Origin of the sequence: Desulfosarcina cetonica JCM 12296, from assembly GCF_001311845.1 — a bacterium.
GTDB classification, from domain to species: domain Bacteria; phylum Desulfobacterota; class Desulfobacteria; order Desulfobacterales; family Desulfosarcinaceae; genus Desulfosarcina; species Desulfosarcina cetonica.
In genome coordinates, this window is sequence record NZ_BBCC01000157.1 from 1 (window position 1) to 15,654 (window position 15,654).

General features: G+C 57.1%; 17 protein-coding genes and 2 pseudogenes. 7 read left to right on the forward strand and 12 right to left on the reverse strand.

The window, feature by feature from the left end; genetic code table 11:
* From JCM12296_RS49905 to JCM12296_RS25580, 3 genes are all read left to right on the forward strand, one after another.
* Window positions 1–232: ATP-binding cassette domain-containing protein (locus tag JCM12296_RS49905; protein WP_340147881.1), on the forward strand; the 232-nt coding region annotated here is incomplete at its 5' end.
* On the forward strand, window positions 202–519 hold the full coding sequence (locus JCM12296_RS49910) for an oligopeptide/dipeptide ABC transporter ATP-binding protein (protein ID WP_340147882.1): 318 nt from the start codon (window positions 202–204) through the stop codon (window positions 517–519). The genes JCM12296_RS49905 and JCM12296_RS49910, both read left to right, overlap by 31 nt.
* 171 nt (window positions 520–690) lie before the next feature.
* Window positions 691–1,764, forward strand: a complete 1,074-nt coding sequence (locus JCM12296_RS25580; RefSeq protein WP_157067896.1) for a mechanosensitive ion channel family protein — start codon at window positions 691–693, stop codon at window positions 1,762–1,764.
* Between the two features lie 176 nt (window positions 1,765–1,940).
* Here JCM12296_RS25580 and JCM12296_RS25585 read toward each other — a convergent pair whose 3' ends face one another.
* From JCM12296_RS25585 to JCM12296_RS25610, 8 genes and pseudogenes are all read right to left on the reverse strand, one after another.
* Window positions 1,941–2,318, reverse strand: a complete 378-nt coding sequence (locus JCM12296_RS25585; protein ID WP_054699218.1) for a response regulator — start codon at window positions 2,316–2,318, stop codon at window positions 1,941–1,943.
* Between the two features lie 8 nt (window positions 2,319–2,326).
* Window positions 2,327–2,665, reverse strand: a complete 339-nt coding sequence (locus JCM12296_RS25590; RefSeq protein WP_083456519.1) for a response regulator — start codon at window positions 2,663–2,665, stop codon at window positions 2,327–2,329.
* Complete coding sequence (locus tag JCM12296_RS25595; RefSeq protein WP_083456520.1) at window positions 2,569–4,116, reverse strand: PocR ligand-binding domain-containing protein; 1,548 nt, start codon at window positions 4,114–4,116, stop codon at window positions 2,569–2,571. Before JCM12296_RS25595 ends, JCM12296_RS25590 begins: the two co-directional genes overlap by 97 nt.
* Before the next feature lie 235 nt (window positions 4,117–4,351).
* Window positions 4,352–4,477, reverse strand: a complete 126-nt coding sequence (locus JCM12296_RS37015; protein WP_213182937.1) for a flavodoxin — start codon at window positions 4,475–4,477, stop codon at window positions 4,352–4,354.
* Window positions 4,478–4,480: 3 nt separating this feature from the next.
* On the reverse strand, window positions 4,481–5,584 hold the full coding sequence (locus JCM12296_RS25600; protein WP_281492159.1) for a multidrug effflux MFS transporter: 1,104 nt from the start codon (window positions 5,582–5,584) through the stop codon (window positions 4,481–4,483).
* A pseudogene (locus JCM12296_RS50830) lies at window positions 5,535–5,822 on the reverse strand (hypothetical protein); the annotation flags it as partial. The gene JCM12296_RS25600 and the pseudogene JCM12296_RS50830, both read right to left, overlap by 50 nt.
* 107 nt (window positions 5,823–5,929) lie before the next feature.
* Window positions 5,930–6,289, reverse strand: a complete 360-nt coding sequence (locus JCM12296_RS25605) for a dehydroquinate synthase/iron-containing alcohol dehydrogenase family protein (protein WP_054699222.1) — start codon at window positions 6,287–6,289, stop codon at window positions 5,930–5,932.
* A 271-nt stretch (window positions 6,290–6,560) separates the two neighbouring features.
* A complete protein-coding gene (locus JCM12296_RS25610) occupies window positions 6,561–7,250 on the reverse strand; it encodes a metallophosphoesterase (protein WP_157067898.1) in 690 nt (229 codons plus the stop codon).
* Window positions 7,251–7,523: 273 nt separating this feature from the next.
* Here JCM12296_RS25610 and JCM12296_RS25615 point away from each other — a divergent pair, with 273 nt between their 5' ends.
* On the forward strand, window positions 7,524–8,462 hold the full coding sequence (locus JCM12296_RS25615; protein WP_054699226.1) for an AraC family transcriptional regulator: 939 nt from the start codon (window positions 7,524–7,526) through the stop codon (window positions 8,460–8,462).
* 144 nt (window positions 8,463–8,606) lie between these two features.
* Here the strand turns inward: JCM12296_RS25615 and JCM12296_RS25620 are convergent, their stop codons facing one another.
* Together JCM12296_RS25620 and gdhA are read right to left on the reverse strand one after the other, a co-directional pair.
* A complete protein-coding gene (locus tag JCM12296_RS25620; RefSeq protein ID WP_054699228.1) occupies window positions 8,607–9,155 on the reverse strand; it encodes a ferritin in 549 nt (182 codons plus the stop codon).
* Window positions 9,156–9,362: 207 nt separating this feature from the next.
* Window positions 9,363–10,712, reverse strand: coding sequence for an NADP-specific glutamate dehydrogenase (gene gdhA / locus JCM12296_RS25625; RefSeq protein ID WP_054699230.1), 1,350 nt, complete (start codon window positions 10,710–10,712; stop codon window positions 9,363–9,365).
* 249 nt (window positions 10,713–10,961) lie between these two features.
* Between gdhA and JCM12296_RS25630 the strand changes: the two genes are divergently transcribed.
* A complete protein-coding gene (locus JCM12296_RS25630; RefSeq protein WP_054699232.1) occupies window positions 10,962–11,288 on the forward strand; it encodes a flagellar biosynthesis anti-sigma factor FlgM in 327 nt (108 codons plus the stop codon).
* A 178-nt stretch (window positions 11,289–11,466) separates the two neighbouring features.
* Here the strand turns inward: JCM12296_RS25630 and JCM12296_RS25635 are convergent, their stop codons facing one another.
* Both JCM12296_RS25635 and JCM12296_RS25640 read right to left on the reverse strand, forming a co-directional pair.
* Window positions 11,467–14,442: an insulinase family protein gene (locus JCM12296_RS25635; RefSeq protein WP_054699234.1), complete on the reverse strand. Its 2,976-nt coding sequence runs from the start codon at window positions 14,440–14,442 to the stop codon at window positions 11,467–11,469.
* 49 nt (window positions 14,443–14,491) lie between these two features.
* Window positions 14,492–14,860, reverse strand: coding sequence for a hypothetical protein (locus JCM12296_RS25640; protein WP_054699236.1), 369 nt, complete (start codon window positions 14,858–14,860; stop codon window positions 14,492–14,494).
* 278 nt (window positions 14,861–15,138) lie between these two features.
* On the opposite strand from JCM12296_RS25640, the gene JCM12296_RS48145 reads away from it, so the two are divergent.
* Together JCM12296_RS48145 and JCM12296_RS25645 are read left to right on the forward strand one after the other, a co-directional pair.
* Window positions 15,139–15,270: a hypothetical protein gene (locus tag JCM12296_RS48145; protein ID WP_281492158.1), complete on the forward strand. Its 132-nt coding sequence runs from the start codon at window positions 15,139–15,141 to the stop codon at window positions 15,268–15,270.
* Window positions 15,271–15,276: 6 nt separating this feature from the next.
* Window positions 15,277–15,654: pseudogene (locus tag JCM12296_RS25645) on the forward strand (hypothetical protein); the annotation flags it as partial.

The window sequence follows — 15,654 nt, forward strand, 5'->3', positions numbered from 1 at the left end:
TACCCGCCACCAGTTCAGCGGCGGGCAGCGCCAGCGCATCGGCATCGCCCGGGCCCTGGCCACGAACCCCGCCTTCGTGATTTGCGACGAGGCCGTCTCCGCCCTGGATGTTTCCATCCAGGCCCAGATCCTCAATTTGCTCAAGGATCTGCAGGAACGCCTGAAGCTGACCTACCTGTTCATCACCCACGATCTCGGGTGGTGCGCCACATCGCCGACCGGGTCTGCGTGATGTTCCTGGGCAAGACCGTTGAACTGGGTCATACGGATGATGTTTTCCGGTGCCCCCGCCATCCCTATACCCGTTTTCTCATCGCGGCCGTGCCGCTTGCCGACCCGCGCCGCCGTAACCGGGAGCGACTGATTCTCAGGGGCGACATTCCCAGCCCCATGAACCTGCCTTCCGGCTGTCGGTTTCACACCCGCTGCCCCTATGCCCGTCCGGTCTGCCAAACCGAGGACCCGCCCTTCACGGCCGATGGCGACCGGTGGGTGGCCTGCCATTTTCCCCTCGAATAGGAGCGATACGACCTCGAATCCCACGGATTTTGACCTTTACGCGATCATTGGTTAAGATAGGCCCACTTATTTTCTCGCATTCCGGAGAACGATGCTTCCCTCTCTGCGGAAACGCTTTCTTATATGCGGCTGAATTCGCTCAGCCGGCAGATGATCCGAAGGTATTGTCACATGTTTTCAAAAATTGTCATTTATCAGAATTCTTTGCAGGAATGGTTGATCGGCATCGGCATCATGGTGCTTATTTACATGTCCGTCAGCGTCACCAAACGCATCCTTTATAAAAAGCTGGCCGCTTTCGCCGCCAGGACCGTAACGGTGTGGGACGATCTTCTGGTGGAATTGATCGAACGCTTGAATGTGGTCTTTATCTTCGCCGTGGCGGTGTATTTCGGTTCCCTCAAGCTCACGTTGCCGGATGAGACAGCCGGCATCCTCGGTCATGTTGTCGGGATCATCACCCTGATCCAGATCGGTATTCTTGCGTCTCATGCCGTGACGTTCTGGGTGGCGCGCTTCCGCAAACGCAAGCTCGGAAGTAATGCCGGTGCGGTCACCACCCTGACGTCGGTGGGATTCGTGCTGCGCATGTTCATCTGGATTCTTTTGCTGCTCAACGGCCTCGACAACCTGGGCATCAACATCACCACCCTGATCGCCGGTTTGGGCATCAGCGGTATCGCCGTGGCCCTGGCCATCCAGAACATTCTCGGCGATCTTTTTGCTTCCTTTTCCATTGTCCTGGACAAGCCCTTCGTCATCGACGATTTCATCGTCATCGACGACTACATGGGCACGGTCGAGCATGTGGGCCTCAAAACCACCCGCCTGCGCAGTCTTTCCGGTGAGCAGTTGATCTTCTCCAATACGGATCTTCTGAAAAGCCGTATCCGCAATTACAAACGCATGGTGGATCGCCGGGTGGTATTTACCCTCGGCGTGGTTTACCAGACGGCTTATGAAAAGCTCCAGAAGATTCCGGATATGATCAAACAAGCGATCGAGGCCAATTCCCTGGCCCGTTTCGACCGGGCCCACTTCAAGTCATATGGCGATTACGCACTGGTATTCGAGGTGGTCTACTGGATCCAGAGCCCGGATTACACGGTCTACATGGACATCCAGCAGGCGGTCAATCTGGACATTTTCAAGCAGTTCGCTGACGCCGGGATCGAATTCGCCTATCCCACGCAGCTGCTGTACACCCAGCCCCTGGCGCAGGCCGGCGAAAACCCTGCCGGCTGAAGGACAACACGGCGTGCTGTTCAAGCTCCTACGATCCCACCCGTGGATGTTACTGGCGGCGCTGCCGGCGATACGGGCGCGCCGGTCACGGAAGCCGCGTCGAAAACGATCCGGGTAGGGACTTGATCGGTCTGGAAAGTGGTATCTGGCGCAGTATTGCGGGCTGGTTTGGCGGTTTATTTTTGCGGTCCTTTTTTCACTCCGGCCCACCGGCTTATGGTTTCAATCAGTTCCTTGGGGTTGATGGGCTTTGAAACATAATCGTCCATGCCGGCCGCAATGCAGCGTTCCCGATCGCCCTTCATGGCATGGGCGGTCATGGCAATGATGGGAACGCGTGCGTCGGTCACCCCGGATGCGGGATCCCGGATCAACCGCGTGGCCTCGAACCCGCCCATTTCCGGCATCTGAATATCCATGAAGACCAAATCGTATGCCGTGGTCTTGAGGGCTTCCACCGCCTCCCGGCCATTCATGACCACATCCGCATGGTAGCCGGATTTTTGCAGCACATTCATCGCTACTTTTTGATTGATGATGTTGTCCTCGGCCAAAAGAATTCTCAGATCCTGGCGCTTGCTGTCCAGATGGTATGTTTCGTAACCAGATCCGGCTTTTTCTCCGCGTTTTCGGATGCCGGCCGATGGGTTACCAGGGTGAGACAATCGTAGAGTTGCGATTGTTTGATGGGTTTGGTCAGGTAGGCGGCAAAACCGATCTCCTTGAGCCTGGCGGCATCACCGCGCTCACCGATCGAGGTGAGCATGATGAGAATGGTGTTTTTCAGAACAGGGGTTACCTTGATTAATTTGCCCAGCGTTTCCCCATCCATCCCCGGCATCTGCATATCGAGAATCGCCATGCGGTAAGGGTCGCTTTTCTCCTGAGCCGCGTGGAGCATGGCCAGGCTCCGCCGCCATTGTCGACTTCGCCGATGCGGCAACCCCATGCTGTCAGAATGTCTTTTAAAATTAATCGGTTTATCGAACTGTCATCAACAATTAGGATACGGTCGCCCTCGATCCCCTTGGGGGTTGGCATTGCATCGGCCTGGTTTCGGGGCTGTTTTTTCAGCTTGACCGTAAACCAGAATGTCGACCCTTGACCTTCCTGGCTCTCCACGCCGATCTGCCCGTCCATCATGCTGACGAGCTGTTTGGAGATGGCAAGGCCCAGACCGGTACCGCCATATTTTCGGGTGGTGGAAGGATCGACCTGGGAAAACGACCGGAACAGCCGGTCCATTCGGTTTTCGGGAATCCCGATGCCGGTGTCACTGACTTCGAACCGTAGCATCGTTTGATCCGGGTCCTCTGCTTCGACCACCACCCGAATGATGACCTCGCCTTTTTGCGTGAATTTGATGGCGTTATTGATCAGATTGTTGAGCACCTGGCGCAGACGGCCCGGGTCTCCCTGGAGCAGCGCGGGAACGTTTTGATGGGTCAGGCAGGCAAATTCGAGTTCCTTCTTGTAGGCGGTCACGGCCAGCATGTCGATAATATCGCCCAGCATTCGCCTTAGATTAAAGTCGATACATTCAAACTCGAGTGTCCCGGACTCAATCTTGGAATAATCCAGAATGTCGTTAATTACCGCCAGCAGGGATTCCGCGCTGGCCCGAACGGTTTTGGCGTAATCAAGTTGCTCGGGGTTCAGCGGCGTATCCAGTAGAAGTTCGGTCATGCCGATGACCCCGTTCATGGGTGTTCGGATTTCATGACTCATATTGGCGAGGAAGGCGCTTTTCGCCAGGCTTGCCGTCTCCGCCGCTTCCTTGGCGACGGTCAGCTCGGCTGTGCGTTCCCTGACCAACTCTTCCAACTGCTCCTGATGATCGCGCAGTTTTCTGTTGGCGGTCTCAAGGTCTTTCCCGGTGAGGGCCAACCCACCGATCAATTGCGCGATTTGCGTGAAGAAACGCATCATCGACCGGATCGTGTCTTCGGAAAAGACGGGAACCCGCGCCAGGGCGGAAAGGTAGGCGTCCTTGTCAAAACCGAAGGTTTGCGCCTGCTGGATGAAGTATTGCTGATCCGGATTTTCCAAAAAGAACTGGCCGGTAAAGAAGTTGGCGACGTGTTCGTCACGGATGATGATGGGCACGGCGACATCGACCAGGCCGTTCTTGCATTTGTAGATATTGTAGGGCTCCCCCCGGTTCAATTGTCCGGCGAGCACGGTATCGCTCTCCAGGCACCGACTGGCGGTTACGCTGTGGACCCGGTGGAAGCGTGTACAAATGTCCTGCCACCCCGTAGCGATGAGGACATTGCCTTGCAGGTCCAGTAGCGCGGTTACCGCGCCGGTGATTTCGGTGAAGCTTTCGCAGAGCTGCCGCAGCGCATCGATATCTACAAGTTCGGAAAAATCATGAGACCTTCTTCATGCGTATGGATTGTCGATCGATTTGATGGACACGTGTTACCCGTTAACGTGCATCCAATCCGTATCCTGATTCAATGTCGTCAGATTTTTTCCGCGACTTTAGGCGATTTCTGTCAAAGCATATTCCATTTTTCGCACCATTTGACAGGTATGACCGACGCGAGGTGTTCAATGTGTAAGGATTTAGCCGCCAAGTATGTTACCGACAAAACGGGATAATGGTTTTACCGGAAAAGTCATAGGATTCAAGGAAGGTAAACACCGCCATGGGCATGGTTCCCCACCAGTTGGGATAGCCCAGGTAGATCACGTCGTAATCCGCCATGGTTTAGCATGACTTTCTGCATCGTATTCTCCTGAAGATCTGAAACGTATGAGAGGTCGTGCTGATTCCGCGTGTTTTTCCGAAAAGCACTGGGGTGAGCAGAAGCATAGAAAGCAGGCTTCCGACCCCGGCCACCCCGATCACCCAGCCCATGGGCCACGGCGTGCCGTCGGCGAATGCGCCGACCAGACCGGAACCGATGATCCCGCTGCCATACTGAATCGCACCGATCAGCGCTGAAACGGCACCGGCACGCTCCGGGAAATCGGCCAGAGCACCCGTAATCGAATTGGCGACCACAAAACCGGTCGTCGAGGCGAACACGAACAGCGGCACGACCAGCCCCCACAGTCCGCCCCATCCGGTACGGGAAGCAACGGCCGCTGTCATGGCGGAAAGGGCGGTGAAAATGGTGCCGGCCAGCAGAATGCGATCATAGCCGAAGTATGGAATCAGGCGCGTATTTAAGATGTTGGCAGCCATGATGCCGATGATGCCAAGGCCGAAGAGCAGACCGTAGAATTGGGCTGGCACATGGTAATAGGTGATATAGGCGAAGGGCGTACCTGCGACATAAGCGTACATACCACCGTACAGGAAGCCACCCGCACCCGCATACCCCAGAAGTCGGTGATGGCGCAGAAGCGCCGTGTATCCGGCCAGCGCGCGGAGGATGGATTCACGGCCGCGCCGTTCAGGGGGCAGGGTTTCCGGTATCGTGAACAGAGCTGCAAACGTGAGGACACCGATACCCACCAGGGTCCAGAAAATGGCCCGCCATCCGGCAAGAACCACAATTTGACCGCCCACCAACGGACCGATCAGCGGGGCGATGGCCATCACGGTGATCAGCGTCGATAACATTTGCGCGGCCCGGTTGCCTTCGTAGAGATCCCGCACCATGGCGCGGGACAACGCCACGGAAGCGCAGGCCCCAAGGGCTTGCACGATCCGCCAGGCGATCATGGCGTGCGCGGTTTGGGCAAGGGCACAGCCGGCCGAACCGATCACGAACAGGATCAATCCGATGGCCACTGATATCCGGGCGGCCGTACCGGTCGCCGATGGGCCCCCAAAAAAGCTGCCCCAGGCTGAAACCGATGAGATAGCCCGAGATGGTCCACTCCATCATGCCGGCGCTCGCATGGAGCGAACGGCCCATCGCAGGCATGGCGGGCAGGTAGAGATCGGTGGAGATCGAGGCAAAGCCCATGAGCAGGCTCAGCACCGCAAGAACATACCAACCCGGGGCTTGCAGCGCCACCGTTCCAGCAGCTCCTTTTGTATTTGGACGACGTGTTACAGACATAAATACTCCTGAAATGCCGGATGCATTACCCGGCATATGGTTCGTCACTCACATGTTCAAACCATGCGGCACTGCAGCGGGCACCGCACCATGTGAACAGTAAACGTTTTCGCCGGATCAGTGGGCGGCACTCGCGGTGACGGCTACAGGGCGGACGCCAGTACCGTGATGATATCTGCCTTTTGTGCCAGGCGCTGGGGACGCGCTTTGGCGATAAAGCGCATGTAGGCCGGGTTGACCACTGCCAATCCGGCACCGTGGGTGATATCGTGGTGGGCGGAAAGCGCGTGTTCGATCATATGGACCGGAGGGGTGTAGTTGGTACCGGAATTCACCCAGCCGTTCAGGGCGACGATCGACGCCCACTGCACCTGGGCGCGCGCTTCAAGATCGCTGCCGTCGGCCACGGCCTTTTTGCCAAACTTGCTGGCCACTTGACCGAGTTGGGAGAGCGTGCCGGCACCGAAGATAAGATGGGTTGGGTTATGGAATTCGAAGTTCATGGATTCCTCCTTGGAGTGCTTTTTTGTACACATCATACGGCCAGGTAGCTGGACTGAAAATATCCGATCCTCTCAATAGCTTGCCTATTACTGCTTCTATGACTGAAATGATCATCCGGAATGCGGTTGGTTGTCCGTTGTACGCAGCACGATCCGGGTGATTTCCGACGGCACCCCCAGGCGGCAGGAAAATCCAGACCAGAGCCCGGTTCCAGGACTGACATAGAGCTTCATGCCATCTATGTCGTACAGCCCTTGGACCCGTCCGCCATTAATTGACCTGAAAGTAGTACTCATGGTTGCCGGTCACGCCGAAAACGCCATACCGGGCGCGCAGTTCGCCAAGCGGCGCGATGTCGTCTTTCAATGCATCCGGCGTCCCATCGATCAGATCACCAGTCAGGGCAATGAGATCCGCATGCTGGTGGTTGGTTTTTTCCACGACGCGCCGCAACCACTCTCCCTTAAGAAAGGGGCCGATATGAATATCCGTGATCTGGATAATGGAAAACCCGTCCAGCGCCGCCGGAATCCGGGGCATGGATATCTCCACCGCACGAACATCCGGCACGCGTACGGATTGCCAGGTTCCGAAAACGGCCAGCAGCAGGGCAACGGATATGATCCCCGCAGAGAACGCCTCCGGGGAAAACGGAAATCTCCATGATGACCCCAGCCATCGGCTCAGCCATAACAGCAACGCCAATCCGTCCTTGAGCAGCAGTAAAAAAAACAGGATGACCATGGCCGAATACAGAAGTTCCATCGCCAATAGGAGTGGTCCCGGCAGGTCAGGCGCAATAAAGGAGCCGCCAATGCGCTCATAGATGAGGTATTTCAGACTGGTGGCCAAAAGCAGGATGCCGGCCACGATCCGCGCCATGGGCCGGCCGGGCATGGTGCCGATCAGGCTGACGAGGATATAGACAAGCATTATGAGCGAGGGGAGTGCGAGTCGCATAATCAATCACGCTTTCCTGGTTGTTCAACTCTTCCAAAGACGCTGTTTGTCAGGGGTTTCATGGTTTACGTCTGTTTTTATGCCCGACTGAAACGTGGCTCGTCGGCAAGGCCTGATTCGCTGTTTGATGAATGGATAATAGGTCGTAAACGGCCTGCCGGAAATGTCAGATCCTACCCAAATGTTGCCTGATTCTGCTTAGAGGTGTGATTAAAGTTGTCCAATGGCTAAAATTGTTGTCTAAAGCTGATGTATGAAAAGGAGGGATCGACCATGTCAACAATTGCTGAACTGATGAAACGCTTCCCGCTGGCCGATGGGGGATCGTCTGAATCGCGGCTTGCCGGCGTGCGGCTGTTTAAATCGACTCACCCGATAGCCCGAAAACCGATTGTGTATGATCCGGGTATTTGCATCATTGCCCAGGGGCACAAGATCGGCTACCTGGGAGGGCAGAAATTCCAATATGATGCCAACCATTATCTGGTGACCTCGGTGACCATGCCATTCGAATGTGAGACCGTTGCCAGCGCGGATGACCCCCTGCTCGGTCTATATATCGATATCGACATCGCCCAACTGCACGACTTGATCGGTCGATTGGGGCTCCAGGCAGAGATTGGCAATTTTGGCGATAAGGAGCTGCCGCGCGGAATTGGCCCGGCCGTGCTCGATGCGGATATGGCGGATGCAATCACGCGGTTGGTCAAGTGCTTGCAGTCGGAAGCGGAGTCCCAGATTTTAGGCCCCGGGCTGGTGCGAGAGATCCTTTACCGGGCCCTTGGCGGAACCCAGGCGCCGGTACTTTATTCACTGGTCATGCATGGCGGCACTTTTTCCCAAGTGGCCCGTGCCCTGCAGATCATGCAACGCGATTATGCGAAAAAACTCGATGTGGATCGACTGGCCAACATGGCCCGCATGAGTACGTCCGCCTTTCACCGGGCATTTAAAGATATCACGTCGGATTCTCCCATCCAGTACCTGAAAAAGGTCAGGCTCACCAAGGCGAGGGATTTAATCGTGCAGAAAAACATGAAAGCCTACATCGCGGCTGACAAGGTGGGATATGAAAGCTCCTCCCAGTTCAGTCGCGAATTCAAGCGCTATTTCGGCCAAAGCCCGGCGGATATGATGCGGGAGCTGCGTGCGCATGAAGTCAGGCGGATGATATTTCAGAAGCATCTATATGCGCAAGTATTCTCGTACTGATTGGAAAAGAGAGCTATTGGACATTCAAAAGCGGGCTTTATCCCCATATCTTGTGGTCATCCAACTTCTCAGGAAGCCACCCCAAACAGCGTGACTTCCTGAATTTGGATGTTGCCCCCGCAAGGCGAGGGATGGGCGCTATCGCTAAGCCCCGGTGGCTGCCATCGCCGCTTCCACCCCTTTGCTGAAATCCGTGGGCACGGTGGTGGCGCGGGCGGCCAGTTCCCGGTCGAGCATCATCAATCCTTGGGGGTTGTCCTTGATCCACTTGAGCTGGGCGATAATGTCGTTGTCGTTTTCCTCTTCCTCGACCTGTTCGGTCACATACCATTCGAGAAAAATCTGGGAGGCGTGATCCTTCTCGGCAATCGCCACTTCCATGAGATCGTTGATCGATCGGGTGATGAACTGCTCGTGGGCCAGTGTCTGGGTGAACATATCCAGCGGGGATTCAAACGTCGTGGGCGGCGCCTGAATGGCGGCCAGCTTCACTTCCGAGCCCTGGCGCTGGACGTATTCGAAGAGCTTCATGGCGTGCAGCATCTCCTCATGATACTGGACCATGAACCAGTTGGCGAATCCCTTGAGGCCAACCTGGTTGCAGTGGGCCGACATGGACATGTAAAGGTAGGCGGAATACATTTCGCGGTTGATCTGTTCGTTCAGCGCCTGGGTCATTTTATCGCTAATCATGGCTGGCTCCTTTTCAGTGTGGCTGATGGTTGATGGCGGTGAAGGCCGCGCCGGACGATGGACCGTGTGCCTTCCGATCGCAGGAAAATAATCATCGACCGCAGGTGCTTCAAGGACGAAACGGAAACGGAACGCGTTGACCGCGGAAAGCATCGACCGGGCGGGGAAGCCCCCGCCCGCAAGGCGTGACATGACCACCGGGGCGGACTAAATCACGCCCTGATCCAGCATCGCATCGGCGACTTTCAGAAAACCGGCGATGTTGGCACCCACCAGGTAGTTGCGCGCATAACCGTATGCCTCGGCAGCATTCAGGCAGGTGTCGTGGATGCTTTTCATGATGATCTTCAAACGGTTGTCCACTTCCTCGCTCAGCCAGCTCAGGCGGATGCTGTTCTGGGTCAGCTCCAAACCGGATACCGCCACCCCGCCGGCGTTGGCCGCCTTGCCTGGGGCGTAAAGCATCCCCTTGTCCAGGAAGATTTCCTGGGCTTCGGTGGTGCAGGGCATGCTGGCGCCTTCGCAGACCAGTTTGACGTTGTTATTGATCAGGTGATAGGCATCCTGCTTGTTGATTTCGTTCTGGGTGGCGCAGGGAAAAATACACTGGGCGCGGTGCCGCCACAGGGGATTTGCCTCCTGTTCGGCCGAGGCGGCGGTGTACACGGCCTGGGGGTATTCGTTGACATAGTCGCTGATCCGTCCCCGGCGAATATTTTTCAGGCGCTTGACGAAGTCCAGTTTTTGCGCGTCGATCCCCGCTTCATCATAGATGTGGCCCGATGAATCGGATAGGCTGAGCACCTTGGCCCCCATTTCGATCAATTTGCGGCAGGTGGCCTGGGCCACGTTGCCCGACCCGGATACCAGACAGGTTTTCCCGGCCAGGCTGTCATGGCGGGTCGCCAGCATTTCGGCGGCAAAATAGACGCAGCCGAACCCGGCCGCTTCCGGCCGAATCAGGCTTCCGCCCCAGCCCAGCCCCTTGCCGGTAAGCACGCCGGCGAACTGATTGCTCAACTTGCGGTACATGCCGAACAGGTAGCCGATCTCCCGTGAGCCCACACCGATGTCTCCCTCGGGTACGTCCGTGCTGGCACCGATATGCCGGAACAGTTCGGCCATGAAGTTTTGGCAGAAGCGCATCACCTCGGCGTCGGACTTTCCCTTGGGGTCGAAATCGGTTCCACCGGCACCGCCTCCCAGTGGCAGGGTGGTCAATGCGTTCTTGAACACGTGTTCGAAGGCCAGGAACTTTAAAATGCTCTGGTTGACCGAGGGATGGAAACGCAGCCCGCCCTTGTAGGGGCCGATGGCGCTGTTCATTTCCACGCGAAAGCCGCGGTTGACCCTGACCTTGCCCATATCGTCCATCCAGGGCACACGGAAGGTGATGATCCGTTCCGGCTCCACGATACGCTCCACAATACCGTGATGACGATATTCGGGGGTTTTGTCCAGGACCGGTTTGACGCTGGTCATGACTTCGTGGACGGCTTGCAGGAATTCGGTCTCATGGGGATCTCTGGCCGTGGTGTTTTGCGGGATATCAGACATGTCAATTCCTCTATCGGATTGAAATGGTTCAGGTTGCTGTCATTTTCGAATCGGCCCTGTTTTAGGGTATTGGCGGAAATTCTGCAATTCCTTTTTGGCTTTGCCCTTTTGGAGAAACCGCCGGATGCGCAACGGCCGGTTTGGCGTCCCAGGATATCGCCGAGTGTTACGATGGTAAAAAAAACTATTGTTTTTCAGCTCAACGACCAATAATGAAGTTACAACAGTAGATGATAAGGAGTTGCCAATATGAAAGTCAAAAGTAACAATCTGCAAACGAAACTTACGGTTTATGGTACGGCTCAGGTACAGGTGGATCGTTCGGAAACAACAGGTGCCAAGAAAACCAAGACTTTTTTCGCCGGTGCGGACCGGGTGGATTTTAGCGGCTATGGACAGATGATTGCCGATGCCCAGCGGGCCTTGGCGTTCATTCCGGACGTACGCGTTCCCCTGGTCAATCAGATCCAATGCGATCTGCGGGATGGATCCTATGCTTTTGACCACATGAAGTCTGCCGAAGGAATGCTGAGGGAATCATTCGAAAACCAGGCAGCCTTGATGTACCTGATGTAGCGGGGCCGTAACTCCCATCGTGGCCTGTAACAGGGCGCGACCGCAAGGTCAGCGCCCTGTTTCTTTTTCACCCGTCAGGCCAGCCGTTTTTCCCCCAACTGTTTTCTTTGCCGGGCCTGACCGGAATACGATTCAATTTGACTTGGATTTTTCCCTCCGTTAATCCGGGTAAACTGCTTTAAACGGTGTGCAGGCGCAGCTTTGCGGCACCCAGGGACTGGTTCGCGGCGTCAAGTCGGTCACGGCTGGAGATCACGGCGACCGCCTTGTTGGCCGGGCCATCGTCGAAGTAGCGTTCGGCCGCCGCCAGCACGGCCTTTTTGTCCAAGGTCAACAGGCTTTCCTTGTGATGTAAGCGGGTTTCATCCGTCAGGCCGATCATGCGCCGAAAAAAGGCCTTGCGCGCCGCCGGGCCGGGCGGGTCGGGTTTGTCGATCTCCGAACAGACTTGCAGGATCGCCTCCTTGACGTCTTCCTCGGAAAAGCTGCCCGAACAGATGAAGCCCGCCGCGGCGTTGTAAACTTTCAGTGTATTTTCGATGTGGGGGTCGCGGTAGGAGCCGAAGCTGAAGAGCCCGTCCTCGGCGTTATAAATGGCGAAGCCGCCGTAAGCGCCCCCTTTTTCGCGGATTTCGCGGTGCAGATAGAGCGAGCGCAGCATCTTGGCGATGACCGCCAGCGCGGGGCTGTCCGGGTGGCCGAGTCGCACCGTGGGAAACGTCTGGGCCACGAACGACACCGCCGTGGAGGTGCTCCAACCCTCCCTGGGACGATCGGTCGGCATGTCCAGGCCGGGGGCGACAAAGCCCGGCTTGCCGTCGGCGGCCAATGTACGCCCCAGGTTCTGGATGGGGGTGCCGGCCTGAATCAGCATTTTCTTTTCCCCGATCAGGGCCAGTTCGATATTTTCCCGGCAGAACAAGGCCTGCGCGATGGCGTTCAGATCGGCGGCCAGACCCGTCAGATCCTCCTTGGCCGTTTGTTCCGCCACCGCTTTGATGGCATGCAGTTGATGAATTCCACCCCACATTTCCTGGAGATAATTGGATGGTGAAAAGTTGCGGGCGGAAAGCGAGATCGCCAGGCGGTGGCCGTTGTGCACCACGGCCGCTTCCAGGCCGGCCCGATATTCCAGGACCAGTTGGCGCAGTCGCGAATGATCGGCAAAATCCAACTGGCTGGCCAGTTCCTGGAAAATGGCGAAGAGCTGTGCCTGATTGCGGTTCAGGCACTTGCCGGTAAAGGAGACGAAGGGCAGACAGTCGCCATGGTCGTCGAAGCGGATGCGTGCATTGGCGGCAAATCCGATGCCGCCCGTGTAAAGATCGATGCGGCGGGCCAGGCGGGTGTAATCGCAGGCCGACGTGCCCATTTTCGAAGCGCTGTAACAGAAAAACGGGACCAGCGGCAGCAAGCGGCCCTCGATGCTACCGGCGCCCAGCCCTCCCGAAAAATAGAAGATACCCGAGGTGGGCTGGTCATAGGCCCATACCGGGGGGGTGAATATCCCGGCGGTCGGATCCATGCAGGCCACTTTCGGCGGAATATCCGTACGCTCAAGGGTCGGCAGACGGGTGAGATCTTCGGGGGCTTCCTGGAGCTTCTCCAGGGCCGCTGCATCGCTTTGAATGCGCGCCAGGTCGGCTTCGCTCAGGTTGGCCAGGCGTCGGGCCAGCTCGCCGGCCACCCGCTGACGTTCCTTTTCGGCCATCTGCTGGTCCGGCCTGAGGGTGAAACGGACCCGGTGGGGGTTGTCCAGAAAATATTCGCGGATTTTGGTCTCGAGAAAACGGCCGCCGGCCAGCGCCTGGCGCAGGCGTTCGAAATCGGCATCCAACTGGAGGATCCGTTCCGGATCCCCGCCGTGCAGCCAACTGGCCGTCACCCCGATGAGCAGCTTGATGCCGTAGGGGTAGGGCGTGTTGGTGATCTCCTTGCGATGGAACTCGATTTGATGGATGGCCGATTCCACGAGTTCCGGGTCGATACCGTTGTCGGAAAGCGCTTTCAGTGCCTTAAAAATGATTTCTTCCACGGCCGGCGCATCATCGGCCCCCACATCCTTGAGGCCGACGGAAAACATGGTGTCCCGGTTTTCTGCGTCGAATCCCGTGCCGTCGGCCAGGGCGGTCCCCAGCTGGCTGTCCATCAAGGCCTTGCGCAAGGGCGAGGCGGCGTTGCCGATGAGGACCTGCTCGATCACGGCGGTTACCAGCATTTCGAACGTATCCCGGATGTCGCTCAGCAGCCAGGCCACGCAGGCCTGGTATTTTTGGGTGGGATCCTCGCCGGGATCCAGGGGATAGGCATAGGTGACCGTGCGCGGCGCCGACCAGCGGGGTTGTTGCGGAACATCCGTTTTGGGGTCGATAAGGGTGAAACGGTCCAGCACTCGTGCTTGGATGAAGGCCAAATGCTCGGCCAGCGGCAGATTGCCATAGGTGTAGAAGTAAGCGTTGCTGGGGTGGTAGTGGCGGGCGTGAAACGCCTTGAGCTGGGCATGCGTCAACGAGGGGATGTCTGCCGGATCGCCGCCCGAGTTGTGGCGGTAGGTGGTATCCGGGTAGAGGGCATTGAGCAGCGACCGCACCATCACCTGGTCCGGTGACGACATGGCGCCTTTCATCTCGTTGTAAACCACACCCTTGTAAACCAATTGCCGCTCTTCACCCTCACCTTCCACTTCGAGACGATGGCCCTCCTGCTTGAAGCTCAGCGCATCGATGTTGGGGAAAAAAGCCGCATCCAGGTAGACGTCCATGAGGTTGTAGTAGTCTTTGCGGTTCTGGGTCGAGAAGGGATACATGGTCCAATCCGACGCCGTGAAGGCATTCATGAAGGTGGACAGGCTGCGTTTGAGCATGGAGAAAAAGGGGTCGCGCACCGGAAAGCGGGCCGACCCGCAAAGGACCGTATGTTCAAGAATGTGGGCCACGCCGGTGGCGTCTTCGGGGACGGTCTTGAAGGCCACGCCGAAGGTGTTCTCCCCATCGGTATTGCTGATGTGGATGTGCCGGGCGCCGGTTTTTTCATGGGTCAGCTGATAAAGCCAGGCCTGAATATCGGTAAGCCGGGTGACCTTGTTGACGGTGTAGCCACCGAGCCGGCTTCCTGCGTGGATGCCGGGATTGTTGATATCTGCTTCGGTTTTCATGAATCTCTCCAGTGCCGGTTAGGCGGGAAGGGGGGTTGGGTGGGGACGATCATGCGCTGGCTTTGTAGCTGCCGCGGTTGACCCGTACGATCTTGCCCATCTGGTTGAGGCGGTAAATGATGTTGCGCAGCTTCTTGTCATCGAAGCCTGTCTGCTCACGAATTTGGGCGATGGCGATACCGTTCTGGCTGGTTTTAATCAGGTCGAGAACGATTTCCGTGGCACTTGCCGGAGAGACGTCGTCACCTTTCCCCACCGGGCGCCGTCCGCGCGTGGGCAGGGCGCGGATCATTTTTTCCAGCCGGTCCAGCCGGTTGTTCAGCCGTTCGATATCCCGTTTGGTGGGGAGGTTGTAATTGTGCATGAAAAGCTTGACCATGGTGTCAAAGCTGACCGGTTTGCCTTTTCTCTTGGTCACTGGCTCCTCCAGGGGCGCTGGTAGTGTTGCGCTGCCGCATCCGTGACGGTACATTGCCGAAGCGGATCGATCAATGCTCCCCATGTCTCCGATGAGGCGTGACAGGGATAGCGGAAAATGACTGCATGGTCAATTAAGTGATAGTCAACAAGCTAAAGGATAAGTGGTTCAAAGTCAATGACAAGGTCGCCCAAGTGGTCGGCAGTCGCCTTAAATAATTAGAAGAATGCCTCCTCGGCAGTCCCTGGGAATATCGTTTGCCGGCAGGGGCAAGGGATTTGCGTTCACCCCTTGGCCAAGGGTGGATATTTCTGATCGTGCGCGTGGCCGGTTACAGCGACGACTTCGTGGATTTGACAGAAGAACTGCAGGATGAGATGATCCGGCGCACAATCCATCAGAAGGAGTGACGTTTCATGCAGATTCGTTTACTGACCGCCAGTGATGTCCGTTCGGCCCTTTCCATGCGCGGAGCCATCGACGCCGTGGCAACGGCCTATGCCCAATTGGCCGCCGGCAAGGCCACCATGCCCCTGCGGGTCAAGGTGCCCACCGAAAAGGGGGTCACCTTGTTGATGCCGGCCCATCTCCATGAGACGGGTGACTTTGCCGTGAAAATCGTTTCCGTGTTCGGAGAGAATCCCGCCCTTGGGCTGCCCACGGTAACGGCCACGGTCATGGCCTTGGACCCTTCCACCGGTTTGCCCCTGGCGCTGATGGAAGGGGATAGTCTCACCGCCCTGCGCACCGGTGCGGCCGGCGGTGTGGCCACCCGCTACCTGGCTCGCCCGGAC

Coding starts and splice junctions, on each gene's coding strand:
- JCM12296_RS25580 (WP_157067896.1), top strand. CDS start 691: ATGTTTTCAAAAATTGTCATTTATCAGAATTCTTTGCAGGAATGGTTG.
- JCM12296_RS25590 (WP_083456519.1), bottom strand. CDS start 2,665: ATGCTCCACGCGGCTCAGGAGAAAAGCGACCCTTACCGCATGGCGATT.
- JCM12296_RS37015 (WP_213182937.1), bottom strand. CDS start 4,477: ATGGCGGATTACGACGTGATCTACCTGGGCTATCCCAACTGGTGGGGA.
- JCM12296_RS25605 (WP_054699222.1), bottom strand. CDS start 6,289: ATGAACTTCGAATTCCATAACCCAACCCATCTTATCTTCGGTGCCGGC.
- JCM12296_RS25610 (WP_157067898.1), bottom strand. CDS start 7,250: ATGCGACTCGCACTCCCCTCGCTCATAATGCTTGTCTATATCCTCGTC.
- JCM12296_RS25615 (WP_054699226.1), top strand. CDS start 7,524: ATGTCAACAATTGCTGAACTGATGAAACGCTTCCCGCTGGCCGATGGG.
- JCM12296_RS25620 (WP_054699228.1), bottom strand. CDS start 9,155: ATGATTAGCGATAAAATGACCCAGGCGCTGAACGAACAGATCAACCGC.
- gdhA (WP_054699230.1), bottom strand. CDS start 10,712: ATGTCTGATATCCCGCAAAACACCACGGCCAGAGATCCCCATGAGACC.
- JCM12296_RS25630 (WP_054699232.1), top strand. CDS start 10,962: ATGAAAGTCAAAAGTAACAATCTGCAAACGAAACTTACGGTTTATGGT.
- JCM12296_RS25635 (WP_054699234.1), bottom strand. CDS start 14,442: ATGAAAACCGAAGCAGATATCAACAATCCCGGCATCCACGCAGGAAGC.